The organism is Roseibacterium elongatum DSM 19469 (genome assembly GCF_000590925.1).
Taxonomy (GTDB): Bacteria; Pseudomonadota; Alphaproteobacteria; order Rhodobacterales; family Rhodobacteraceae; genus Roseibacterium; species Roseibacterium elongatum.
Window position 1 is genome coordinate 2,710,198 of sequence record NZ_CP004372.1, and the last position, 20,957, is coordinate 2,731,154.

At 65.4% G+C, this 20,957-nt stretch carries 27 protein-coding genes and 1 pseudogene; 21 read left to right on the plus strand and 7 right to left on the minus strand.

Translation table 11 applies throughout. The features are described from left to right. Positions 1–7: 7 nt before the first annotated feature. A complete protein-coding gene (locus tag ROSELON_RS13185; protein WP_025312824.1) occupies positions 8–556 on the minus strand; it encodes an RNA polymerase sigma factor in 549 nt (182 codons plus the stop codon). Next, on the minus strand, positions 546–728 hold the full coding sequence (locus ROSELON_RS13190; RefSeq protein ID WP_025312825.1) for a NepR family anti-sigma factor: 183 nt from the start codon (positions 726–728) through the stop codon (positions 546–548). Before ROSELON_RS13190 ends, ROSELON_RS13185 begins: the two co-directional genes overlap by 11 nt. Before the next feature lie 84 nt (positions 729–812). Here ROSELON_RS13190 and ROSELON_RS13195 point away from each other — a divergent pair, with 84 nt between their 5' ends. The 5 genes from ROSELON_RS13195 (at position 813) to ROSELON_RS13215 (ending at position 3,252) form a co-directional block, all read left to right on the plus strand. Then, positions 813–1,655, plus strand: coding sequence for a response regulator (locus ROSELON_RS13195; RefSeq protein WP_025312826.1), 843 nt, complete (start codon positions 813–815; stop codon positions 1,653–1,655). A gap of 83 nt (positions 1,656–1,738) precedes the next feature. Next, positions 1,739–2,551: a formate/nitrite transporter family protein gene (locus ROSELON_RS13200; protein ID WP_025312827.1), complete on the plus strand. Its 813-nt coding sequence runs from the start codon at positions 1,739–1,741 to the stop codon at positions 2,549–2,551. 40 nt (positions 2,552–2,591) lie between these two features. Next, the gene (locus ROSELON_RS13205; RefSeq protein WP_025312828.1) at positions 2,592–2,843 is read left to right on the plus strand and encodes a hypothetical protein; all 252 of its coding nucleotides are present in this window, start codon (positions 2,592–2,594) and stop codon (positions 2,841–2,843) included. Further along, on the plus strand, positions 2,840–3,049 hold the full coding sequence (locus ROSELON_RS13210) for a hypervirulence associated TUDOR domain-containing protein (protein WP_025312829.1): 210 nt from the start codon (positions 2,840–2,842) through the stop codon (positions 3,047–3,049). Before ROSELON_RS13205 ends, ROSELON_RS13210 begins: the two co-directional genes overlap by 4 nt. A gap of 11 nt (positions 3,050–3,060) precedes the next feature. After that, positions 3,061–3,252, plus strand: coding sequence for a PLD nuclease N-terminal domain-containing protein (locus tag ROSELON_RS13215; protein ID WP_025312830.1), 192 nt, complete (start codon positions 3,061–3,063; stop codon positions 3,250–3,252). Between the two features lie 54 nt (positions 3,253–3,306). Here ROSELON_RS13215 and ROSELON_RS13220 read toward each other — a convergent pair whose 3' ends face one another. After that, positions 3,307–3,681 (minus strand): ANTAR domain-containing protein, encoded by a 375-nt coding sequence (locus tag ROSELON_RS13220; protein WP_156945945.1) that lies wholly within the window; start codon positions 3,679–3,681, stop codon positions 3,307–3,309. Positions 3,682–3,761: 80 nt separating this feature from the next. On the opposite strand from ROSELON_RS13220, the gene ROSELON_RS13225 reads away from it, so the two are divergent. The 6 genes from ROSELON_RS13225 to ROSELON_RS13255 all read left to right on the plus strand — a co-directional run bounded on the left by ROSELON_RS13225 (position 3,762) and on the right by ROSELON_RS13255 (position 7,309). Beyond that, positions 3,762–4,505, plus strand: coding sequence for a Crp/Fnr family transcriptional regulator (locus ROSELON_RS13225; RefSeq protein ID WP_342665295.1), 744 nt, complete (start codon positions 3,762–3,764; stop codon positions 4,503–4,505). A gap of 204 nt (positions 4,506–4,709) precedes the next feature. Continuing rightward, on the plus strand, positions 4,710–5,102 hold the full coding sequence (locus tag ROSELON_RS13230) for a hypothetical protein (RefSeq protein WP_156945946.1): 393 nt from the start codon (positions 4,710–4,712) through the stop codon (positions 5,100–5,102). 64 nt (positions 5,103–5,166) lie between these two features. Beyond that, complete coding sequence (locus ROSELON_RS17870) at positions 5,167–5,337, plus strand: DUF1328 domain-containing protein (protein ID WP_025312834.1); 171 nt, start codon at positions 5,167–5,169, stop codon at positions 5,335–5,337. A gap of 194 nt (positions 5,338–5,531) precedes the next feature. Further along, entirely contained in the window at positions 5,532–5,729 is a 198-nt protein-coding gene (locus tag ROSELON_RS13240; protein ID WP_025312835.1) for a CsbD family protein, read from the plus strand. Between the two features lie 158 nt (positions 5,730–5,887). After that, complete coding sequence (locus ROSELON_RS13245) at positions 5,888–6,139, plus strand: hypothetical protein (protein WP_025312836.1); 252 nt, start codon at positions 5,888–5,890, stop codon at positions 6,137–6,139. Positions 6,140–6,209: 70 nt separating this feature from the next. Further along, positions 6,210–7,309 (plus strand): IS3 family transposase gene (locus ROSELON_RS13255; RefSeq protein WP_156945632.1). Its coding sequence is split into 2 segments (ribosomal slippage): positions 6,210–6,462 and positions 6,462–7,309, totalling 1,101 coding nucleotides; the frame shifts between segments, so codons are not numbered across the junction. A 245-nt stretch (positions 7,310–7,554) separates the two neighbouring features. Here the strand turns inward: ROSELON_RS13255 and ROSELON_RS13260 are convergent. After that, a complete protein-coding gene (locus ROSELON_RS13260) occupies positions 7,555–8,577 on the minus strand; it encodes a site-specific integrase (protein WP_245605349.1) in 1,023 nt (340 codons plus the stop codon). Between the two features lie 183 nt (positions 8,578–8,760). On the opposite strand from ROSELON_RS13260, the gene dusA reads away from it, so the two are divergent. From dusA to ROSELON_RS13275, 3 genes and pseudogenes are all read left to right on the plus strand, one after another. Then, positions 8,761–9,744, plus strand: a complete 984-nt coding sequence (gene dusA, locus ROSELON_RS13265) for a tRNA dihydrouridine(20/20a) synthase DusA (protein WP_342665337.1) — start codon at positions 8,761–8,763, stop codon at positions 9,742–9,744. A 115-nt stretch (positions 9,745–9,859) separates the two neighbouring features. Next, positions 9,860–10,685: pseudogene (locus tag ROSELON_RS13270) on the plus strand (sulfite exporter TauE/SafE family protein). Then, positions 10,682–11,461: a hypothetical protein gene (locus ROSELON_RS13275; RefSeq protein ID WP_025312838.1), complete on the plus strand. Its 780-nt coding sequence runs from the start codon at positions 10,682–10,684 to the stop codon at positions 11,459–11,461. Before ROSELON_RS13270 ends, ROSELON_RS13275 begins: the two are co-directional and overlap by 4 nt. 26 nt (positions 11,462–11,487) lie before the next feature. Here ROSELON_RS13275 and ROSELON_RS13280 read toward each other — a convergent pair whose 3' ends face one another. The 3 genes from ROSELON_RS13280 to ccmI are packed head-to-tail and all read right to left on the minus strand — an operon-like array spanning position 11,488 to position 13,506. Continuing rightward, positions 11,488–11,760: a DUF1289 domain-containing protein gene (locus tag ROSELON_RS13280; protein WP_025312839.1), complete on the minus strand. Its 273-nt coding sequence runs from the start codon at positions 11,758–11,760 to the stop codon at positions 11,488–11,490. A gap of 4 nt (positions 11,761–11,764) precedes the next feature. Then, complete coding sequence (gene ruvX / locus ROSELON_RS13285) at positions 11,765–12,247, minus strand: Holliday junction resolvase RuvX (RefSeq protein WP_025312840.1); 483 nt, start codon at positions 12,245–12,247, stop codon at positions 11,765–11,767. After that, positions 12,244–13,506 carry a c-type cytochrome biogenesis protein CcmI gene (ccmI, locus tag ROSELON_RS13290; RefSeq protein ID WP_025312841.1) on the minus strand — a complete coding sequence of 421 codons (1,263 nt, stop codon included), beginning with the start codon at positions 13,504–13,506 and terminating at the stop codon, positions 12,244–12,246. Before ccmI ends, ruvX begins: the two co-directional genes overlap by 4 nt. A 229-nt stretch (positions 13,507–13,735) precedes the next feature. On the opposite strand from ccmI, the gene ROSELON_RS13295 reads away from it, so the two are divergent. The 7 genes from ROSELON_RS13295 to ROSELON_RS13325 are packed head-to-tail and all read left to right on the plus strand — an operon-like array spanning position 13,736 to position 20,830. Beyond that, on the plus strand, positions 13,736–14,980 hold the full coding sequence (locus ROSELON_RS13295; RefSeq protein WP_025312842.1) for a sarcosine oxidase subunit beta family protein: 1,245 nt from the start codon (positions 13,736–13,738) through the stop codon (positions 14,978–14,980). Beyond that, positions 14,977–15,723: an FkbM family methyltransferase gene (locus ROSELON_RS13300; RefSeq protein WP_025312843.1), complete on the plus strand. Its 747-nt coding sequence runs from the start codon at positions 14,977–14,979 to the stop codon at positions 15,721–15,723. The genes ROSELON_RS13295 and ROSELON_RS13300 overlap by 4 nt, the downstream gene beginning before the upstream one ends. Positions 15,724–15,745: 22 nt before the next feature. Next, positions 15,746–16,483 carry a glycosyltransferase family 32 protein gene (locus ROSELON_RS13305; RefSeq protein ID WP_025312844.1) on the plus strand — a complete coding sequence of 246 codons (738 nt, stop codon included), beginning with the start codon at positions 15,746–15,748 and terminating at the stop codon, positions 16,481–16,483. After that, a complete protein-coding gene (locus tag ROSELON_RS13310) occupies positions 16,480–16,932 on the plus strand; it encodes an HD domain-containing protein (RefSeq protein WP_245605350.1) in 453 nt (150 codons plus the stop codon). Before ROSELON_RS13305 ends, ROSELON_RS13310 begins: the two co-directional genes overlap by 4 nt. Continuing rightward, complete coding sequence (locus tag ROSELON_RS13315) at positions 16,919–17,239, plus strand: sarcosine oxidase subunit delta (RefSeq protein WP_025312846.1); 321 nt, start codon at positions 16,919–16,921, stop codon at positions 17,237–17,239. Before ROSELON_RS13310 ends, ROSELON_RS13315 begins: the two co-directional genes overlap by 14 nt. After that, positions 17,236–20,271 carry a sarcosine oxidase subunit alpha family protein gene (locus ROSELON_RS13320; RefSeq protein WP_025312847.1) on the plus strand — a complete coding sequence of 1,012 codons (3,036 nt, stop codon included), beginning with the start codon at positions 17,236–17,238 and terminating at the stop codon, positions 20,269–20,271. The genes ROSELON_RS13315 and ROSELON_RS13320 overlap by 4 nt, the downstream gene beginning before the upstream one ends. Next, positions 20,264–20,830, plus strand: coding sequence for a sarcosine oxidase subunit gamma (locus ROSELON_RS13325; protein ID WP_025312848.1), 567 nt, complete (start codon positions 20,264–20,266; stop codon positions 20,828–20,830). Before ROSELON_RS13320 ends, ROSELON_RS13325 begins: the two co-directional genes overlap by 8 nt. The last annotated feature ends 127 nt before the right edge of the window (positions 20,831–20,957 follow it).

Genomic DNA, 20,957 nt, shown 5'->3' on the forward strand with positions numbered 1-20,957 from the left:
CGGGCCTTCATCCCGAGGGCGGCGCGTTGACGACGCCCAGCGTCGCGGCATCGGTCATTTCCATGGCCTCGCCGTCTTCGAGTTGCATGAGTTCGGCCAGCCGTTTGCGACCACGGTTCGCCCGGCTTTTAATGGTGCCGACCGCACAGCCGCACATCTCGGCGGCTTCCTCGTAGGAAAACCCGGACGCCCCCACCAGGATCAGCACCTCCCGCTGGTCGTCGGGAAGCTGGGCAAACGCCGCGCGGAAATCCGTCATGGCCAGTCGGCCGTCATGTTCGGGCTTTTCCGACAGTTGGGCCGCGTATTCGCCATCGACATCGGCGACCTCGCGGGCGCGTTTGCGATGCAGCGAATAGTAGGTGTTGCGCAGGATCGTGAACAACCAGGCGCGCAGGTTGGTGCCCGGTTCGAACTTGTCGATATTCGACCATGCCTTGACGATCGTATCCTGAACGATGTCGTCGGCGGTGGCCGCGTTGCGCGTCAGCGATATGGCGAAGGCCCGCAGGGACGCCAGATGCTCGACGATTTCCTCACGGGGATCACGCGTCATCGCCATCCTTTCCGTCAGGTTTTCGCTCCGACGCCGTGTTGGCGCTTTTCAACTGCGCGATCAGGTCAAGAAACCTGTCGGGGACAGCCTCGTTCAGCACGTCGTCATAGACGCGCTTGAGATTCTCATCGATCTGCTCATCCACTTTGGATTTCGTCCGTTTTTCTGCCATCATTCAGGTGCCGAGGTTTTTTGCATGCAGGATGGGAACCAACCTAGCCGCAAAAGGTTCCATAAAAAATGAGAGGGGTCAAAAATGACATCAGACAGCAGCACGAATGACGGCAAGGACATGAGCTTGGACCAGCTTGTCGCCACGCATCTGCCATATCTGCGACGCTATGCGCGGGCGCTGACGGGCGCGCAGGATGCAGGCGACCGCTATGCGATTGCCACGCTCGAGGCGATCGTGGCCGATCCGTCCACCATCGACGGGCATGACAGCGCCAAGGCCGGGCTCTTCGCCGTGTTCCACCAGATCTGGAGCAGTTCCGGCGCCGTGGTCGAGGATACGGACGCGCCCGACAGCCTGTTGGAACAGCGGGCGCAATGGCGTTTGCACGGCCTCAGCCCCAATTCGCGCGAGGCGTTGCTGCTCAACACGATCGAAGGCTTCCCGTTGGACGCGATCGGCGAGATCCTCGGGGTCTCGAAGGCCGAGGCGCAAGAACTTTTGGACCGCGCGCGCGCCGAGATGGGCAAGATGGTCACCGGCGACGTGTTGATCATCGAGGATGAGGCCATCATCGCCATGGACCTCGAGGCGATCGTCAGCGGCATGGGCCACACGGTCGTCGATATCGCGCGCACCCGCGCCGGCGCGGTCAAGCTGGGGACGAAGCACCAGCCCGACCTGATCCTGGCCGACATCCAGCTGGCCGACAAATCCTCGGGCATCGATGCCGTGAACGATTTGCTGGCCACCCTCGGCGATGTGCCGGTGATTTTCATCACCGCCTTCCCCGAACGGTTGCTGACCGGCGAACGGCCCGAACCGGCCTTCCTGATCGCCAAGCCCTATTCCGAAGAGCAGGTGCGCGCGGCGGTCAGCCAGGCGATGTTCTTTGCCTCCACCGAAAGCCTGTTGCAGGCGGGCTGACCCGTCCCCGCCCGCGCAGCCCGCGTCAGGCCCGGTTTTCATGATCCCGTGATGCGAAGGCGCGTCACGGGACAGGAGTTCTTATGCAAGAAGAAAAAGCCATTCAGGACGCCGGCCGCCTGTCGTCCAAGATGATTTACGAGGTCGTGCGCCGCGACGGCGACGAGGAACTGAACCGCCCGACCGCGTCGCTTTTGTGGTCGGGGACAACCGCCGGCCTGTTGATTTCCTTTTCCGTCCTGGGCGAGGCGATCTTTCGCACCTATCTGCCGGATGCGCCCTCCAGCTACCTTGTCGAAAACCTGGGCTACAGCCTTGGGTTTCTGCTAGTGATCATGGGGCGCATGCAGCTCTTCACCGAAAACACGATCACCACCATCCTGCCGCTTGTGGCCCGCCGGGAGGTGTCGTGCCTGATGCGCGTTCTGCGGCTGTGGGCGCTGGTTCTGGCCGCGAATGTGGTGGGGGCCGCTGCCGCCGCGGCCTTTATCGTTTGGTCCGGCACCATGTCCGAGCCGCTCCTGACCTCGATCTTTGAACTGTCCGAACATGCCACCGGCTTTGCCCCCGGTGTGGCCTTTCTCAAGGCGATCCCCGCGGGCGTTCTGGTGGCCGCGATCGTCTGGATGCTGCCCGCACAGCAGGGCAACGAGGTGCTCTTGATCGTCGCGATCACATGGCTGATCGCGGCGGGCGACTTTACCCATATTATCGCGGGCAGCGTCGAGATGTGGGTGCTGATCTTCGCCGGCGACCTTGGCGCGCGCGCGGCCGTCTTTGATTTTTTCCTGCCGGTTCTGGCCGGCAATGTGGCCGGTGGCACCGCCGTTTTCGCCTTTCTGGCGTGGGGTCAGGTCAAGGCCGAGGTCGAGGACCCGGACGGCGAGGGAACCTGACGCCGCCTGCCGCGTTATCCCAGTCGACAAGGAGGACCAGATGTCAGCACCCGACACCGATCTCGACAAACAAGCAAAACGTCATCGCGGCCCGATCTGGGGCATCACCTTCGGGCTGGTCTGCGTTGCATTGCTGGCCTTGGCCGCGTTCGTGTGGCCCGGGCTACCGCTTGACCAGCAGGCCGCGCCCGACGGCGCCCCGACCGAAACCAGCGACGGCGATGCCGTCAGCGGCGGCCCGTCCATCGTCATCGACAGCGAAGCCGACGCGGCGACCGGGGAAACGCAATGATCCGCAAGGGCACAGCCGTCACATGGTCCTGGGGCGGGGGCACCGCGTCAGGGCAGGTGGTCGACCGTTTCACCTCGGACGTGACCCGCACGCTCAAGGGCACCTCGGTCACGCGAAAGGCCAGCGAGGATGCGCCGGCCTTTCTGATCCGTCAGGAGGATGGCGACGAGGTTCTCAAATCCATCACTGAAATCGAACGAGCCTGAGGGAGACACCCATGCTAGAGATAACCGGACTAGGCGGCCTGATCATCCTGATCCTGGATTTGTGGGCCATCGTGTCGATCATCGGATCGGCGTCGAGCACCGGCAAGAAGGTTCTGTGGTGTCTTGCCGTGATCCTGCTGCCCATCCTGGGGTTCATCGCCTGGCTGCTTTTCGGCCCCCGCGCGGAACAAAGCCGGACATGAACCACCGCGCCCTTGGCATGGCCTGAGTGTGCCCCGGCTGCGCGGCGGCGCGGTTCAGGCCGCGCTGCCGCCGTGTTGTCGGGCACTCAGCAGGGCGGCAAGGACATCGGCATCCCGGAACGGTTCGGACAAGACGGAAAATCCCGGCGGCAGGTCCGGCTTGGCCTCGAGAAACCCGACGATCAGGACGACATGCGCCGCCATCCGCGCCACCCGGTCAAGCAAGGTGATATCTGAGAGCGCATCGCGTGACACGGACAGAAAGCACGTCTCGAACGGCTCGGGCGGGGTCTCGTCCGGCAACGAGATCGCCAGCTCGACCCGGTTCGCCCCGGCAGAAACCAGCATCTCGCGCAGGTCTTCGGCCACAAGGGGTGTTGAATGCACCACCAACATGCGATGCCCATATGTCTGATCTGGTCGCGTCACGCGGTCTCCTCTGTCGGGTTGCTGGAAAGGGGCAGCATGACGGCTGGCCGGGGCGCGCGCATTAAACTGCGACATAGGGGGTGAAAAAGGACATGGTCACGCATTGCCAGAACTGCCCCTTGAGGGGGCAGTCGCAGTTCAAGTCACTGCCCGAGGAACAGCTCGACTTTCTGCGCCGCTTCAAGGCCGGCGAAATAAAGGTCGAGCCGGGCGCGCAACTGCTGCTGCAGGGGTCCAACAGCCCGCAGCTCTTTACCGCGCTCGAAGGTCTGGGCGTGCGCTACAAGACATTGGAGGACGGGCGCAGGCAGGTCATCAATTTCGTGCTGCCGGGCGATTTCGTAGGCTTGCAGGCGGGCGTCATGAAAGAGATGCAGCATTCGGTCGAGGCCTCGACTGCGATGACGCTGTGCGTGTTCAATCGCGCGGACCTGTGGTCGCTGTTCAAGGCGCAGCCCGCCATCGCCTTCGATCTGACCTGGCTGGCGGCCATCGAGGAAAGCTTTCTGGGCGAGGCCCTGGCCATCGTCGGTCAGGCGCCGGCCGAAACGCGCATCGTCTGGGGCTTGTTGCGGTTTCACGACCGTTGCCGCATGGCGGGGTTGGGGGATGCGCGGGGCGTGCCCTTTCCCTATCGGCAGCAGGATCTGGCCGATGCGCTTGGCCTGTCGCTGGTGCACACCAACAAGACACTGCAGGCCTTGCGCCAGCGCCAGATCCTGTCGCTGCAGGACAAGAGGTTGCGCATGCTCGACCTGTCGCGGGCCAAGGCGATGCTGGACGCCGACTTGCAGCAGCCCGCCGCCCCACGCCCGCTGATCTAGGGGGCGCGCGACGGGCGCGGGCCCAAGCGACTGCGAACGGCGCCGTTTCGCTCACGCCTATGTCACCCGACAAACACATCTTGTAGCTGCACAAGAAATCGGACACGATGTGCCGCAGGGGTATTTTGTTTGGCCCCTTTAGGCGAACCCTCCGTGCTGCTTCCTGGGCCGGTCGCGTCGGCTCCGCAAGGTGAAGGTGGCATCATGTCTCTCGACGCTCAGGCGCAAAGCCTCAGACTGCTTGTCGTCCATCACGATCTCATCGTGCTCGAGGACCTTTGCGAGACACTGGCCGAAACGGGGTCTGCGGCCTTGGTCGATCGTGCCGACACATTGCGCCCCGACGATCTGGATGGCCAATGCTATGACGCGGCGTTGATCGAAGTGTCGCGCAATGCCACGGCCTATGAGACGGCGTTTCAAACCCTGTCCAAGGCGCTGGCCCGCGTGATCTGGATCACCGACGACATGCACCCCGCGCCCGAGACGCCGCTGGTGCGCACCAGCCTGCGGCAGCCCTTTCGTACCGAGGATGTGACGACCGCCCTCGAGGCGGCGGGCGTTCTTCTGACCGGCATGAAAATGCCGCGCCCCTAGGCGGCGAGGGAACCGCAGCCCGGCCCGTTCGTTACCCCTTTGTCACTGCAAAGGAGTAATTACCATGCTTGGTTGGGCAATCGCCTTTCTCATCATCGCCCTCGTGGCCGCTCTTTTCGGCTTTGGAGGTATCGCCAGCGCATCGGCTGGCATCGCGCAGATCCTGTTCTTCGTCTTCATCGTGCTCTTCGTGGTCGCGATGGTGGCCCGCGCCGTGCGCGGACGCTCGCCCTGACGCGGGGCTTTGACTGCGCTGTCATGCGTCAACCGGCGGCCCGGATCAGGGCCGCCGGTTCTTTTTTGTGCCATGGCCGCGACACATGCGACAGGTCGTCCGTCGGGTGGAACGCAATCGCCCTGTCACGCGTTCTCTCCCCGTAACCCATTCAGGGCCGCCAGCCCTGCGTTGACATCAAGGAGGACGCACCGATGAACCGCGACCAGATCGAAGGCAAATGGACCGAAATCAAGGGTCGTCTGCGCGAGAGCTATGCCGATCTGACCGATGACGAGATCGAAGAGGCAAAAGGCGACCGCGAGCAGATGGAGGGCGTGTTGCAGCAGAAAACCGGCAACACCAAGGAGGAGGTGCGCCGCACCGTCGACCGGATCCTCGAAAGCGTCTGACGCCGCAAGAACAGCGAAACGGGGTGCCCTGACCGGGCGCCCCGTTTCTTTGCCCGGCCATCGGGCCGCCCCAAAGCACCTGGCAGAGCCCGATGCCGGGACGGACGCTTAGGAACCCCGCTCCGTTCCGGACGTTATGCCTTGAAAGGAGATGACTCATGGATCGACTAAGCATCGTGCTCACCCTCATGACCGGCGCCGTTCTGACCGGCAGCCTGACCGTCGCCGCCTTTTCCCTGGGGTATTATGGCTGGCCCGCCGTCATTTTCGCCGCGGTGGTGGGGTTTATCGCCTCCTGGCCTGTGGCCTATCTGATTTCGCGCTGGATCAAGCGATCCGACCCGGCCTGGACCGATCGCAAACCGCAGCAGTCGCGCATCGTGCCCGACCCTGACGCGCCCGAGGTGTGAGGCGTGACCTGAGACCCGTTTCCTCATCCATTTTGAGGTAGAGTCCGTCCCAACGAAGGAGACGGACGGAATGAAGAGATCACGGTTCAGCGAAGAGCAGATTATCGCGATCCTGAAGCAGCAGGAGAGCGGCCTGGCGACGGCGGATGTGTGCCGGGAACATGGGATCAGCTCGGCCACGTTCTACAAATGGAAAGCGAAGTTTGGTGGGCTCGAAGTGTCGGATGCCCGGAAGCTGAAGGCGCTTGAGGACGAGAACACAAAGCTGAAGAAGCTGTTGGCCGAGCAGATGCTGGACAACGCGATGCTGCGAGACGTTGCATCAAAAAAATGGTGACGCCCGCGGCCAGGCGGGAAGCCGTGGCGCATCTGTGCGAAGCGCACCAGGTGAGCCAGCGGCGGGCGTGTTCAGTTGTCGGGGCGGATCGGTCGAGCGTACGCTATCAAAGCGTGCGCCCGGACGATGCCGATCTACGCAAGGCGATGAAGGCTGTGGCGGCCGAGCGCCGTCGGTTCGGCTATCGGCGGGTGCATGTGATGCTGGAACGACAAGGCTGGCAAGTGAACCTGAAGAAGCTGAGGCGGCTTTACCGCGAGGAGAAGCTGCAGGTGAGGAAGCGCGGCGGTCGCAAACGGGCGCTCGGGACACGCAGGCCGATGCTGGTTCCGGAACGGCCCAATGAGCGCTGGAGCCTGGATTTCGTCTCGGACGCCTTTACAGATGGACGCAGGTTCCGGGTTTTGGCCATCGTGGACGACTTCAGTCGCGAATGTCTGGCATTGGTTGCGGACACTTCGCTTTCGGGGCTGCGGGTCACACGAGAGCTGTCAGCGATCATGGCCAGACGCGGACGACCCAGAACGATTGTCAGCGACAACGGCACGGAACTAACCAGTATGGCGGTGCTCAGATGGTGCCAGGAAACGCGGATCGGCTGGCACTACATCGCGCCGGGAAAGCCGATGCAGAACGGCTTCATCGAATCGTTCAACGGCAGCTTCCGGGACGAGCTCTTGAACGAGACCCTGTTCTCAACGCTGGCCGAAGCCCGTGAAAAGATCGGCGCATGGAAGGAGGACTACAACCGAAACAGACCCCACTCATCCCTGGGCAATCTCACGCCGCAGGAGTTTGCAATGAAATCGAGACTGGAAACGAAGGCCGCATGAGGCCAGAAATCAACCGACGGATTCTCCTGAAGGCTGGACGGAAGTCGGGTCTCAGGTCAACTCCGACGAAACGCGGTCCACATTCGTGCCGCGTGATACATCCACCTTGTAGCCGCCGCTGGTGTCACGCCCGGCATCGATAATTTCGGTATTCATGAGGAAAACTCCGCGACGGGCGGCCGGGAGCCTCTCTCTCGACCTCCAAACCCGTCACGGGCCGGAACGGCATCCCTCTGACTCTTGGGTCACTCCGCTGCGAGATCCCCCAGCGGGGAGGGGCCGCGCGATGCGGCCAGCCGGTGCAGTGCCTCTGGGGGGATATGCGTGTAGCGGCGAAGCATCTTCCAGTCCTTGTGGCCGGTGACCAGCGAGACCTGTTCGATGGCAAAGCCAGCCTCGAACAGGCGGCTAGTGCCTTCATGGCGCAGATCGTGGAAATGAAGGTCCTTCACGCTGACCTCCACACAGGCGCGCCGGAAGGCGGTTCCGACCGACCTCGAGTTGTAGGGAAAGATCCGGCCCTTCGCGCGCCCCAATTCCTTGGCCTGCGCCGTGACCAGCGCCCAGGCGTCGAAGCCGGTGGCAGCGAAGAGCGGGATCCGCTGGTCGTTTCCGGTCTTGTTGCGCGGGTCTTTTCGGTTGCGGATCAGGAGCATGCGGCGGTCGACGTCGAGATCGGCCCATTCGACGCGGCATATCTCGTCGAGCCGCATCGCCGTGGCCACGGCGAATTTCACGATGCGTGTCATCGGCAGGGTGAGCCGTTCGTTGTCATCGAAGCAGCGGAAGAGGCGGTTCAACTCGTCCGTGCGCGGGCGGCGATCCCGCTCCGTGCCCTTGCCGATGAGTCCAAGCCGCTTGAGTGCGACGCGCGCCAGATCAACGGGTTCCGGTGAGATATCGAGCCCGTGCACGGCTGCAGCGTGGGTGATGATCATCTTGATAGCGCCAATGTCGATCCCGAGGGTCACTGGTCCCGCGCCCTGATCTGCGCGCATCTTGCCGTAGTCGATCAGGCTCGAGCGGTCGAGGTGGCCGATCCTCTCCTTCCCGAGATCGCGCTTGAGCGTCGTGAGCGTGGCGGCCTTGCTGCGACGCGGCGGTTTCCCTACCTCGCACATATCGGCTATATGAAAGTCGATGAGGTCGCCAAAGGTCTGGTGGCGGCAGACTGACGACTTGATCGGCGCCAGCCCCTGATCGACCCGGGTCTCCGCCTGACGGGCCCAGCGGTGGGCGGCGTCTCGGCGGCGGAACGTCTCGCTCACGTAGCCACCCTGTCGTCTGATCTGGACCGAGGTCACGCTCCGGAGGGAAGGTTGGTGATGGAGGCCATTTTCGTGTGCGCTGTACGTGCAATAAGGCGTCATAGAGGGGCAAATTCGGGGGTGTCGGGGCGTATTCCAGCGTAGCAGCCGTTGCCGCCAACAGTTTGAAGAAAAAAATAGCCAATATATCAAAACGCTAGATTGTCCATTGCCCCGATGATGGACTGGACCGACCGCCATTGCCGGTTCTTTCATCGCCTGATGAGCCGCGAGACCCTGCTGTATACTGAAATGGTGACGGCGCCCGCAGTGGTGCATGGCGACCGCGACAGGTTGCTGGGCTTCGATGCCGCCGAACATCCCGTGGCGCTGCAACTTGGCGGATCGGACCGCGCCGAGCTGGCGCAGGCGACGCGGATCGCCGCGGAGTACGGGTATGACGAAATCAACCTCAATGTCGGCTGCCCCTCGGATCGTGTGCAATCGGGGGCCTTCGGGGCGGTTCTGATGACGCAACCCGCGCTCGTGGCCGCCTGCGTGGCCGCGATGCGGGCCGCCAGCCCTGTCGAGGTGACGGTGAAATGCCGGATCGGCGTGGACGATCAGGAGCCCGCGCACATCCTGCCCGATTTCCTGCGCCAGATCTCGGCGGCCGGCGTGCGGCGCGTGACCATCCACGCGCGCAAGGCGTGGTTGCAAGGGCTCAGCCCAAAGGAAAACCGCGATATCCCGCCATTGGACTACCCGCTGGTGTACCGGATGAAAGATGCGGTCCCCGAGATGCACCTGTCGATCAATGGTGGGGTCGCCTCGCTCGACGAGGCGGACGCACATCTTCGCGCCGGCATGGACGGGGTCATGATTGGGCGCGCCGCCTATCACACGCCGGCCGATATTCTGCTCGAGGCCGATCGAAGGATTTTCGGTGCCGCCTCACCGGCGCGCGACCCGGTCGAGGTCGCGCATCTGATGCTGCCCTATATCGAGGGGCATCTGTCGGCGGGCGGGCGGCTGCACCAGATCACCCGGCACATGCTGGGCCTGTTTGCCGGACGGCCGGGCGCCCGAGGCTGGAAGCGCGTCCTGTCCGAAGGCGCGCACAAGCCGGGTGCCGGCCCCGCGCTGGTGGAACGCGCCCTGGCCGAAATCACGCAGCGCGCGGCCTGAACCGACCTGAGCGTCAAACCGAGGGACAGGCCCGGCGCGGGTGGCCGGCACCTGCTTTTCCTCGGGCGGAACATGGGCTAGACGCGCCAGGCCTTGCGACGCACAGGAGCGACCGATGCCCGAGCTTTCCGAATTCATCCCGATGTTGGCCCTCATTCTGGCCATCGGGGCCTTTGCCGGTGTCATCGCGGGGATGCTGGGTGTGGGCGGCGGCATCGTTCTGGTGCCCGCGTTCTTTTTCGCCTTCGACAGCCTGGGATACGATACGCCCGAACTGATGCAGATCTGTCTTGCGACCTCGCTGGCGACGATCGTCGTCACCTCGCTGCGGTCGGTCCTGTCGCATCACAAGAAAGGCGCGGTCGATTGGCGGATCCGTAAGGGGGTGGGGGCCGGGGATCGCGCTTGGGTCCGCGCTTGGGGTGGTGGCGGCATCGGGGATGCGCAACGAGGTACTTATGGCGATCTTCGGGGTGCTTGGCCTTGTCGTGGGCCTCTACCTGGCCTTTGGCCGGGCGGATTGGCGGTTGGGCGAGGCGATGCCCACCGGCCTGCGCCGGATGGTGGCCGCGCCAGTCGTCGGGTTTCTGTCGGTCTTGATGGGGATCGGGGGCGGGAGTTTCGGCGTGCCGCTGATGACCCTCTACAACACGCCCATCCACCGCGCGGTGGCGACGGCGGCGGGGTTCGGCGTGATCATCGCCGTGCCCAGCGTTCTGGGCTTTCTGATGATCGGGGGCGACGGGCCGGGGCGGCCGCCCCTGACCATTGGTCAGGTCAATCTGGTGGCGTTCGTCGCGGTGATCGCCATGACGCTGCTGACCACGCCCCTGGGGGTGAAGCTGGCGCATGCGATGAACCCCAAGCCACTCAAACGCGCCTTTGCGGTGTTCATCATGATCATGGCGCTGAACATGCTGCGCAAGGCACTTGGGTATTGAGCTGGCTTGACCGCGGATGGCAGGTGTTCGATCCCGCCCCGTCGGTCGCGGCCTGGGTGGCGGCGGCGCGGCCCGCCGCGCTGCGGGTCGCGCAGGATCCGCAGCAGCGCAGCACATGGTTGCGGCACGGGGCGACCTGGTTCGTCGGTGTCGACGCCTTGCCCAACGATGCCAGGGGCTGCGTTGCGGATGGTCCGCCGCTGCGCTGCGTCGCGTTGCAGACGGCGCAGCGCGTCACGGGCGTGGGCGATCTGCATCAGGCGCAGGTGTCGGTGACCTATCCCGGCTATCCGGGTCGCGATCCGGGCGAGGGCGACGCCGCGCACCGCTTTCGCCGCGACCGCGATGGCGCGCATCTGGACGGTTTGCTGCCCCTGGGGCCGGCAAGGCGGCGGCATCTGGTCGAGCCGCATGCCTACATCCTGGGCCTGCCATTGACCGAGGCCGCGCCGGACGCCGCGCCGCTGGTCGTCTGGGAGGGCAGTCACCACCTGATCCGGTCCATGCTGATCCGCGCGTTGCGCGATCTCCGGCCCGAGGCGTGGCCGCAGGTCGATCTGACCGAGGTCTATCATGCCACGCGCCGGGCCGTGTTCGAGACTTGTCCCCGCCGGGTTATCCACAGCCCGCCGGGCGGCGCGCTTCTGCTGCATCGGATGACGATCCACGGCGTCGCGCCGTGGCAGCCGGGTGCAAAAGCCGATCCTTCGGGTCGGATGATTGCCTATTTTCGCCCCCAATTCAGCGGCTTCGGCGATTATCTTGCCGTGGATTGATCTGGGTGCGGATCGCTCCGGCCCGGTTACCCGATCTGGCCGCGCCGGGTCAGGTGGGCGCGCCGTCCACCGCGCCGCCGAGCGATCAGGTGTTTGCGGCCCGGCAGGTCCACCATCACCGCCGCGCGGGCTTCGGGGGCCATGCGGGACCATTGCGCGATCTCGTCCATGCTGCGCAGACAGCCCGTGCACAGCCGCGCCTCGGGGTGGATGACGCAAATCTGCACACAGGGGCTCTCGATCTCGTCGCGGCGCCAGATCGCGTCGGTCCGGGGCGGTTTCGGGTCGCGGTCGGTCATGGGGTCAATCTGCCTGCAAATGATGGAGGCGGTCCAGCGCCCCTTGCAGGATATAGCCCGCCGCGACGGCGTCGATCACCTCGGCGCGACGTTTTCGGGACGTATCCGCCTCGAGCAGCGCGCGCTCGGCGGCCACGGTACTCAGGCGTTCGTCCCAGAAGGTGATGGGCATCGCCGCGAAGGCGGGCAGGCGCGACAGGTTGCGCGCAAAGGCGCGGGTCGATTGCGCGCGCGGCCCTTCGCTGCCATCCATGTTGCGGGGAAGGCCCAGCACGATGCCGCCGATCTCGCGGGCATCGGCCAAGTCGGCCAGCCGCGCGGCGTCGGCGGTGAACTTGGTGCGTTTCACCGTTTCCAGCGCCGAGGCCGCCGACAGCAGCCTGTCCGAAACCGCGACGCCGATCGTCTTGGTCCCGAGGTCAAGCCCCATCAGCGCCCGCGCGCGGGGCAGGGCGGCGGCAAAGCCGGCGATCTCGTCGAAGATCACTCGTCCGCCCCGCCCAGACGCGCGCCCAACGGGGCCAGCATCTCCATGGCTTCGGGGACCTCGGCAAAGACGGTCTGCGCCTCGTCATAAATGGCCTGCGCCTGCTCGGGTCGGCCGAGCACCAGATAGGCGTTGATCAGGCGCACCCATTCCTCGGGCGGTCCGCCTTCGGTGGCAAGGCGCTGCGACAGGTTGGCGACCATGCCCTCGACCATCTCCGCGCGCTCCTCGGGCGTCATTTCCGCGGCGGCGTCCATATCGGCGCCGGAGGGGCCGCGCATGGGCGGCATGATATCGTCCTCGGCCGAGGCCGGGTCGGGCTGCGGCAGCTCTGCCAGCGATACCGGGTCGCCGGCAAGGGCCGCGATTTCCTCGATCTGTATGCGGATCGGCCCCAGCCAGGGCGCGTCGGCGCGGCTTTCGGCAAGCAGGTTGCGCCAGATCGGATAGGCCAGGTCGGGGCGCCCCTGCTGCGCATACATCAGGCCGGCGTAATAGCGCGCCGTGCCGTTGCGCGGGTTCATCTCGAGGGCGCGCAGCAAGGCGTCTTCGGCCTCGGGCGAGACATAGCCCCCGGCCGCCAGGATCATCATCTCGGCCAGATCGACATGCGCCTGGGCCGGTGTCTCGTCACCCAGCAGAGCGATCAGTTGCGCCTGCGCCCGATGCGCGGCGGTGAAGTTGCCCAACGCCGCCTCGTTCTGCGCCAGTAACGCCCAGCCCTCGGGGTCGTCGCGGCGCTGTTCCATGATCGTGCGCAGCTGCACGACCAGCGCTTCGCGCTCGGGTTGCTCGGGCACGCCTTCGCGGAAGGGCACGTCCTCTTCGGCCTCGGCCTGGGCGGGGCGGGTGGCGCGCGCCTCTTCGACCATCTGGATGCGGGCTTGCAGGGGCAGGTCGGGATAGCCCGGCGCGCCCAGTTGGTAGTACACGCCGACCGCCCCGCCGATCACCAGCACAAGGCTGGCCGCGATCATCCAGCGCCCGCCGGTGCCGCCGCCCGACGCGGTTTCGCTGCGGCTCAAGGCCCGGTCGGCTTCGAGGATGCGGCGCGACACCTCGGTGCGGGCGCGGGCGGCCTCCTCCTCGGTCAGGACACCGCGTTCCAGATCGCGCTCGACCTCCTTCAACTGGTCGCGATAGACCTTGAGGTCATAGGCGGCCGCCGGGGCCTCGGTTTTGCCGGGCCGCAGGTAGGTCATGAGAATGATCAGCGCCACCAGCAGCGACACGACGCCCGCCGCGATCCAGAATGTCATTTGGGTCGTTCTCCCTTGCCCGGTCCTGTGTCACATGTAAGGCCCACGGCACGCGGCGAAAACCCTTCAAAAGGGCGCGGGACGGCGTGTAAACCGGGACAAGTTGTAGCGGCGTCGCATTTTGCCGAAGAGGTGTCGGGATGAGTATCCTACACCGTCACCGTCTGCCGCAAAGGAAAGGCCCGAGTTGCAGGCCAAAGTTAAGGGCCCGAGTTACAGGAGCGTGCCGATGCGCCGATATTCCGCCTTTGCCATCGCCCGCGAGGCCGCGCGCCATCACCTCGGGTGGGAGCGCGCCTGGAAAAGCCCCGCGCCGAAAGCGTCCTATGACGCGATCATCGTGGGGGCGGGGGGCCATGGTCTGGCCACGGCCTATTACCTTGGCAAGGTGCATGGCATCCGCAACGTCGCCGTGATCGAAAAGGGCTGGCTGGGCGGCGGCAACACGGGCCGCAACACCACGATCATCCGCTCGAACTACCTGCAGGATGCGTCCGCCGCGATTTTCGAGAAGGCGCGCAGCCTGTACGAGACCCTCAGCCAGGACCTGAACTACAACATCATGTTCAGCCCGCGCGGCGTGATGATGCTGGCCCAGACCGAGCACGAGGTGCGCGGCTGGCAGCGCACGGCGCATGCAAATGCCCTTCAAGGCGTCGAGACCGAGTTCATCGGCCCCCGCCGGGTCAAGGAACTGTGCCCGATCATCAATCTCGACGGGCCGCGTTACCCGGTTCTCGGCGCGCTGTGGCAGGCACGCGGCGGCACCGCGCGCCATGACGCGGTGGCCTGGGGCTATGCGCGGGCCTGTTCCGACATGGGGATGGACATCATCCAGCTGACCGAGGTGACCGGCGTGCGCCGCGAGGGTGGGCGCGTCACCGGCGTCGAGACGACCAGGGGCGTCATCGGCTGCAACAAGCTGGGCATCGTCGTTGCCGGTCACTCGGGCGTTCTGGCCGAGATGGCGGGCTTTCGCCTGCCCATCGAGTCGGTGGCCCTACAGGCGCTGGTCAGCGAACCCATCAAGCCCTGCATGGATGTCGTCGTCATGGCCAACACCGTGCATGGCTACATGAGCCAGTCCGACAAGGGCGAGATGGTGATCGGCGGCGGTGCCGACGGCTACAACAACTACACGCAGCGCGGGTCGTTCCAGCATGTCGAGGAAACCGTCCGCGCGCTGGTCGAAACCTTTCCCATCATCAGCCGCCTCAAGATGCTGCGCTGGTGGGGCGGGATCGTCGACATGACGGGCGACCGCTCGCCCATCATCTCGAAAACGCCGGTCGAGAACTGCTTTGTGAATTGCGGCTGGGGCACGGGCGGGTTCAAGGCCATCCCCGGATCGGGCTATGCCATGGCGGAACTGATGGCCAAGGGCCATTCATCCCTGGCCGAGGAGTTTTCCATGACCCGTTTCCGCGAAGGCAGGTTCATTGACGAGAGCGTTGCGGCGGGGGTAGCCCATTGACCCGCGTCGAGCCCACGCGCCGGGTCAAGTCACTGGCGCTGCAATTGCTGTTCGAGATCGCCGATCAATGGACCGAAGGGCGCGCCTTCTGCGTGCAGGTGGGGGCCAATGATGGGGTCATCGCCGACCCGCTGAACCCGTTCCTGACCAAGCGCGGCTGGGGCGGCCTGCTGATGGAGCCCAACCCCCTCTATTTCCGGCGGGCCGAGGCGCTGCATGCCGACAATGACCGCGTGACGGTGCGCAATATCGGCTGTTCGTCCGAACCGGGGACATTGCCGCTCTATCACCTTGGAGAGGCGCACGAGCATCTTTATCGCCGCAACGCGCGCGGCACGGCGTCGCTCGATCGCGCGTGGCTGCATGACGCGCTGGCCAAGGAAAGCGAGGTGTTCGACGAAAGCCATATCGCCGTGACCGAGGTGCAGCTTGACCGGCTGGATGACATCCTCGCCCGCGAGGGGGTCACGCGCGCCGATGTGCTGGTCATCGATGTCGAGGGGCACGAGGCCGAGGTGCTGGCGGGGCTGGACCTCTTGGCGCTGAACCCGGTTCTGGCGCGGGTCGAGTGCACCGACCGCAAGCGCACGCGGGCGCTGATGCCGGTGCTCGCCGCCGGGGGGCGCTCGGTCTACAAGATCGCGGGCGAATTGATCGCGCTGGCGCCCGAGTTGCGCGAGGCGATCGAGGTCGACCACCTGCTGCAGACGCTTGGCCTTGGGGCCTACACGGCCGAGGCATGAGCATGGGGCAGGGGGCCGGTCGATGAACACGGTGGCGAAAAGCACGGTGGCGATCCCGCGCAGGCTGGCCCATATCTGGGTGGGCGACCGCCCCGCGCCCACGCATTGGATGCGGACCTGGCGGGACAAGCACCCCGATTGGGATTACACGCTTTATGACACGGCCTATCTGACGGGGCGGCGCTGGCGCAACCAGGCGCTGATCGCCGAGTATTTCCGGCGCGGGCGGCTGGAGGGTGTTGCCGATCTGATGCGCTACGAGATCCTGCACGAGCAGGGCGGGTTCATCCCCGGCGCAGATTTCGAATGCTTGCACCCCTGTGACGAGTTGTTCACCCGCCCGATCACCTATACCTGTTTCGAGACCTATCCTAAGAAACGCTGCCGCATGACGCCTTACCTGGCCTCGGCCCCCGGCACCGACACGCTGACCCTGACGCTGGATGTGCTTGTGGACCGCTACGCCCAGGCCCCCGAGACGGCGGAACAGCCCTGGATTTCGGTGGGAAACCTGTTCCTGCGCGACCTTCTCGATACGCATCGGGACCGGATGACACAGCTCGAGATCTTCGAGGCCTACACCTTCATCCCGCAACACAAGGACAAGCCGCGCTATGACGGGCCCGGCAAGGTCTATGCCGACCATCACTGGGGCACGACGCTGGACCGTTACGGCGCGGCGCCCGCGCGCTCGACACGCGATGACACGCTGGCCGCGCTGCAGGCCGCGCTGCCCGAGAGAAACGAGGTGACGAGATGATGAAATCCTATCTGGGCGAGGCGTTCGAACTGGCCTTTCAGGCCCATGCCGGCCAGGTGGACAAGGCGGGGCAGCCCTATGTCCTGCATCTGGTTCGCGTCGCCACAGCACTGTCGGACCGCGATGAACGGGTCGTGGCACTGCTGCATGATGTGCTCGAGGATACCGAGGTGAGTGCCGAGGATCTGGCGCTGCGCTTTCCACCCGATATCTGCGCGGCGGTCGAGGCGATCACCAAACGTCCGCACGAGGCCTATGAGGGCTATCTCGCGCGTGTGGCCGCCAACCCAATCAGCCTGGCGGTGAAACTGGCCGACATGGCCGACAATGCCGACCCCGCGCGGCTGGCCGCGCTTGACCCCGACGACCGCGCGCGGCTGCGCGAGAAATACGCGACTGCCCGAACCCTTCTGATCCAGCTTGCGGAGGCGCCCCATGCTGCTTCTTGAATGCCCCTATTGCGGCGTGAGTGCCGAGGAAACCGAGCTCAGCCCCGGCGGCGAGGCGCATCTTAAACGCTTCGGCCCCGGCAGCACGGATGAGCAGTTCGAGGATTACCTCTTCCTGCGTCCGAACGTGAAGGGTGTGCATTTCGAGCGTTGGCGCCACGCCCATGGCTGCGGCAAGTGGTTCTTGGCCGCGCGCGACACCGCCACGCTTGAGGTGTTCGGCACCTATTCGGCGCAGACGACCGAACCCCCGCAACATATCCTCGACGCGATCCGCGCCAAACGTCCCGACTGGAGCCAGCCATGAGCACCCGTCTGTCCACCGGCGGTCGCCTGATCGACCGCGATACGCAACTGAGTTTCACCTTCAACGGCAAGCGGTTGCACGGGTTTCAGGGCGATACACTCGCCTCGGCCCTGCTCGCCAATGGTCAAAGCATCATGGGCCGGTCTTTCAAGTATCACCGCCCGCGCGGGGTCATGACCTCGGGGGCCGAGGAACCCAACGCGCTTGTGGGCCTTGGCACGGGGGCGCGGTTCGAGCCGAACCAACGCGCCACCACGACCGAACTGTTCGACGGGCTGAGTGCCGAAAGCCAGAACCACTGGCCCAGCCTGGAATGGGACATCGGCGAGGTGAACGCGGCGCTGTCGCGACTGCTGCCCGCGGGGTTCTACTACAAGACCTTCATCCATCCGCGCCCCTTCTGGAAACACGTGTTCGAGCCCGTCATCCGCCAGTCCGCGGGTCTGGGCAAGGCACCGAAAGAGCGTGACGCCGATCGCTACGAGCATTTCTACGCCCATGTGGACGTGGTGATCGCGGGGGGCGGCATAGCCGGGCTGCAAGCTGCGTTGGACGCGGGGCGCGCCGGGGCCAAGGTGCTGCTCTGCGAGCAGACCGCCCATTGGGGCGGGCGCGCACCGGTCGATGGGGTGAGCATCAATGGCGATCCGGCTGATAGCTGGATCGACGCCACCCTGGCCGAGTTGGCCGTGTTGGAGAATGTCCACCTGCGCCCGCGCACCATGATCGCGGGGGTCTACGATCACGGCTATGTCCTGGGCTACGAGCGTGTGGCCGATCACACGCCCGAGGCCGACGCGCCGCGCCACCGGTTGTGGCGCATCCGCGCGAAACAGGTGATCTCGGCCACCGGCGCGCTGGAACGCCCGCTCAGCTTTCCCGGCAATGACAAGCCGGGCGTGATGCTGGCCAGCGCCTTGCGCGACTACATTGTCAATTGGGGCGTCAGCGCCGGCGACCGCACGGTGATCGTCACCAACAATGACGACGCCTATCGCACCGCCATCGCGATCAGGCAGGCGGGTCTGGACGTGCCCTGCATCGTCGATGCGCGCGCGCAGGCCGATGGCCCGCTGCCGGATCAGGCCCGCGCGCTTGGGATCGCGGTCAAGACCGGCATGGGGATCGCCGGGGTCAAGGGCTTGCGCGGTGTCGTGGCGGTGCAGCTTTGCCGACAAGAGGGCGAAGGCGCGGTGATCGAGGAGGTCGTCTGCGACGCGGTCGCCATGTCGGGCGGCTGGTCGCCGGTGGTGCATCTGTGGTCCCATTGCGGGGGCAAGCTGACCTGGGACGAGGCCGGGGCCTTCTTCCGCCCCGATCACACCCGCCCGCCGACCGGCCATGACGGGGCCGGGTTCGTCACCTGCGTGGGCGCATCGGACGGGGCGCTGCAGGCCGCCGAGGTGCTGGCATCCGCCAGCGCCGCCACCCGCGATGTGATGACGTCGCTGGGAAAGGCCGCGCCGAACGCCGATGTGGCGCAGGCCGATGCCCCGCCGGAACGGCCCCTGATGCCGGTCTGGATGATGCCGCAGGGCGCGGGGCCAAAAAAACGCGCCAAGATGTGGCTCGATTTCCAGAACGACGTGAAGGTCTCGGATGTGCAACTGGCTGCGCGCGAGGGCTATGAAAGCGTCGAACACACCAAGCGCTACACCACGCTTGGCATGGCGACCGATCAGGGCAAGCTGAGCAACATCAACGGATTGGCCATTCTGGCGGGCGAGTTGAACGCCCCCATCCCGCAGGTCGGCACCACCACCTTCCGCCCGCCCTATACGCCCATTTCCATGGGGGCGATCGCAGGCGAGGCGCGCGGCGATGTCTTCCAGCCCTTACGCCGCACGCCAATGCAGGATTGGCACGAGGCCAATGGCGCGCATTTCGAGCCGGTCGGCCAGTGGCGGCGGCCCTATTGCTTCCCCCGTGCGGGCGAGAGCCACCGGCAGGCCGTCAATCGCGAGATCACGGCGACGCGGACGTCGCTCGGGCTGCTCGATGCCTCGACCCTTGGCAAGATCATCGTCAAGGGGCCGGATGCGGGCCGCTTCATGGATATGCTCTACACCAACATGATGAGCACGCTGAAACCGGGCAAATGCCGCTATGGCCTGATGTGCTCGGAAAACGGGTTCCTGATGGATGACGGCGTGGTGGCGCGACTGGATGAGGATACGTTCCTGTGCCACACCACCACCGGCGGCGCCGAGGCTGTCCACGCCCATATGGAGGACTGGCTGCAATGCGAGTGGTGGGACTGGCAGGTCTACACTGCCAATGTCACCGAACAATGGGCGCAGGTCGCCGTGGTCGGCCCGAATGCCCAGAAGGTGCTGCAAGAGCTGGGCGGTGACATCGACCTGTCGAAAGACGCGCTGCCCTTCATGTCTTGGGCCGAGGGCAAGCTGGGCGCGTTCGACGCCCGCGTTTTCCGCATCTCCTTCTCGGGGGAGCTGAGCTTCGAGGTTGCGGTGCCGGCCAGCCAGGGCCGCGCGCTTTGGGACGCGCTGCTGGAGGCCGGGGCCGCCTTCGACGCCACACCCTACGGCACCGAGGCGCTGCACGTGATGCGGGCCGAAAAGGGCTTCATCATGATCGGCGATGAAAGCGACGGCACCGTGATCCCGCAGGATCTTGGCCTCGACTGGGCGATCTCGAAGAAGAAGGACGATTTCCTTGGCAAACGCGCGCAGCAGCGCAGCCATATGACCAAACCCACCCGCTGGAAACTGGTGGGCCTGGAGACGCTGAACGGCTCGGTCCTGCCCGATGGCAGCTACGCGCTGGCCGAGGGGGTCAATGCGAACGGGCAGGGCAACACGCAAGGGCGCGTGACCTCGACCTACTATTCGCCGACCTTGGGCAAGGGTATCGCCATGGGTCTGGTCCTGAACGGTCCCGACCGCATGGGCGAGGTGCTTGAGTTCAACACCACCGCAAAAACCGTCAAGGGCGAGGCGCCTAAAACCATCAAGGCGCGCATCGTCAGCCCGGTCTTTTATGACCCCGAGGGGGAGAAGCAGAATGTCTGATCTGGCGAGCGCAATGCCCGGCGCCGACGCGCAAGGGTTGGTCACGATCCGCGAGGCGGGTCTTGTGGGCATGGTCACGTTTCGCGGCGATCTGTCGGCGGCGGCCACGAAAAAGGCCGTGAAATCCGCCACCGGCTGCGACATGCCCGAACGGCGTGGCGTCGTGACCGCGGGCGACAACGGCGTGGCGTGGATGTCGCCCGATGAGCTGCTTGTGATCTGCCCGCATGACCTCGCCGAGCGGGTCGCGGCAGACCTGTCCGAGGCGATGGGCGAGGCGCATAACCTCGCGCTGAACGTCTCGGACGTCCGCGCGGTCTTCGAGGTCACCGGTCCCGCGTGGCGCGACGTGCTGGCCAAGGTGACCCCTGCCGACCTGTCGCGCGACGTGTTCGGGCCGGGCGAAATGCGGCGCACGCGCATGGCGCAGGTGGCCGCGGCGGTCTGGATGACCGGCGACGACACCGTGCGCGTGATCTGTTTCCGCTCGGTCGCGCGCTACATGTTCGACCTGCTGGCGCTTTCGGCGCAAGAGGGCGGCGCGGTCGGCTATCACTGACGCCGCCACCAAGGGCGATCACGGCGAAGTCCCGCAGAAAACTCGGGATTCCGTGGCATACAGCAGGCCCATGGGGTTGACGAAACCCCATTGCGACCTCCATCTCAAGGCCAAGCACAAACCGCAG

Excerpts from the sequence above, each read along its gene's own strand:
- ROSELON_RS13185 (WP_025312824.1), bottom strand. The coding sequence starts at position 556 with ATGACGCGTGATCCCCGTGAGGAAATCGTCGAGCATCTGGCGTCCCTG.
- ROSELON_RS13190 (WP_025312825.1), bottom strand. The coding sequence starts at position 728 with ATGGCAGAAAAACGGACGAAATCCAAAGTGGATGAGCAGATCGATGAG.
- ROSELON_RS13195 (WP_025312826.1), top strand. The coding sequence starts at position 813 with ATGACATCAGACAGCAGCACGAATGACGGCAAGGACATGAGCTTGGAC.
- ROSELON_RS13200 (WP_025312827.1), top strand. The coding sequence starts at position 1,739 with ATGCAAGAAGAAAAAGCCATTCAGGACGCCGGCCGCCTGTCGTCCAAG.
- ROSELON_RS13205 (WP_025312828.1), top strand. The coding sequence starts at position 2,592 with ATGTCAGCACCCGACACCGATCTCGACAAACAAGCAAAACGTCATCGC.
- ROSELON_RS13210 (WP_025312829.1), top strand. The coding sequence starts at position 2,840 with ATGATCCGCAAGGGCACAGCCGTCACATGGTCCTGGGGCGGGGGCACC.
- ROSELON_RS13215 (WP_025312830.1), top strand. The coding sequence starts at position 3,061 with ATGCTAGAGATAACCGGACTAGGCGGCCTGATCATCCTGATCCTGGAT.
- ROSELON_RS13230 (WP_156945946.1), top strand. The coding sequence starts at position 4,710 with ATGTCTCTCGACGCTCAGGCGCAAAGCCTCAGACTGCTTGTCGTCCAT.
- ROSELON_RS17870 (WP_025312834.1), top strand. The coding sequence starts at position 5,167 with ATGCTTGGTTGGGCAATCGCCTTTCTCATCATCGCCCTCGTGGCCGCT.
- ROSELON_RS13240 (WP_025312835.1), top strand. The coding sequence starts at position 5,532 with ATGAACCGCGACCAGATCGAAGGCAAATGGACCGAAATCAAGGGTCGT.
- ROSELON_RS13245 (WP_025312836.1), top strand. The coding sequence starts at position 5,888 with ATGGATCGACTAAGCATCGTGCTCACCCTCATGACCGGCGCCGTTCTG.
- ROSELON_RS13280 (WP_025312839.1), bottom strand. The coding sequence starts at position 11,760 with ATGACCGACCGCGACCCGAAACCGCCCCGGACCGACGCGATCTGGCGC.
- ccmI (WP_025312841.1), bottom strand. The coding sequence starts at position 13,506 with ATGACATTCTGGATCGCGGCGGGCGTCGTGTCGCTGCTGGTGGCGCTG.
- ROSELON_RS13295 (WP_025312842.1), top strand. The coding sequence starts at position 13,736 with ATGCGCCGATATTCCGCCTTTGCCATCGCCCGCGAGGCCGCGCGCCAT.
- ROSELON_RS13305 (WP_025312844.1), top strand. The coding sequence starts at position 15,746 with ATGAACACGGTGGCGAAAAGCACGGTGGCGATCCCGCGCAGGCTGGCC.
- ROSELON_RS13310 (WP_245605350.1), top strand. The coding sequence starts at position 16,480 with ATGATGAAATCCTATCTGGGCGAGGCGTTCGAACTGGCCTTTCAGGCC.
- ROSELON_RS13315 (WP_025312846.1), top strand. The coding sequence starts at position 16,919 with ATGCTGCTTCTTGAATGCCCCTATTGCGGCGTGAGTGCCGAGGAAACC.
- ROSELON_RS13320 (WP_025312847.1), top strand. The coding sequence starts at position 17,236 with ATGAGCACCCGTCTGTCCACCGGCGGTCGCCTGATCGACCGCGATACG.
- ROSELON_RS13325 (WP_025312848.1), top strand. The coding sequence starts at position 20,264 with ATGTCTGATCTGGCGAGCGCAATGCCCGGCGCCGACGCGCAAGGGTTG.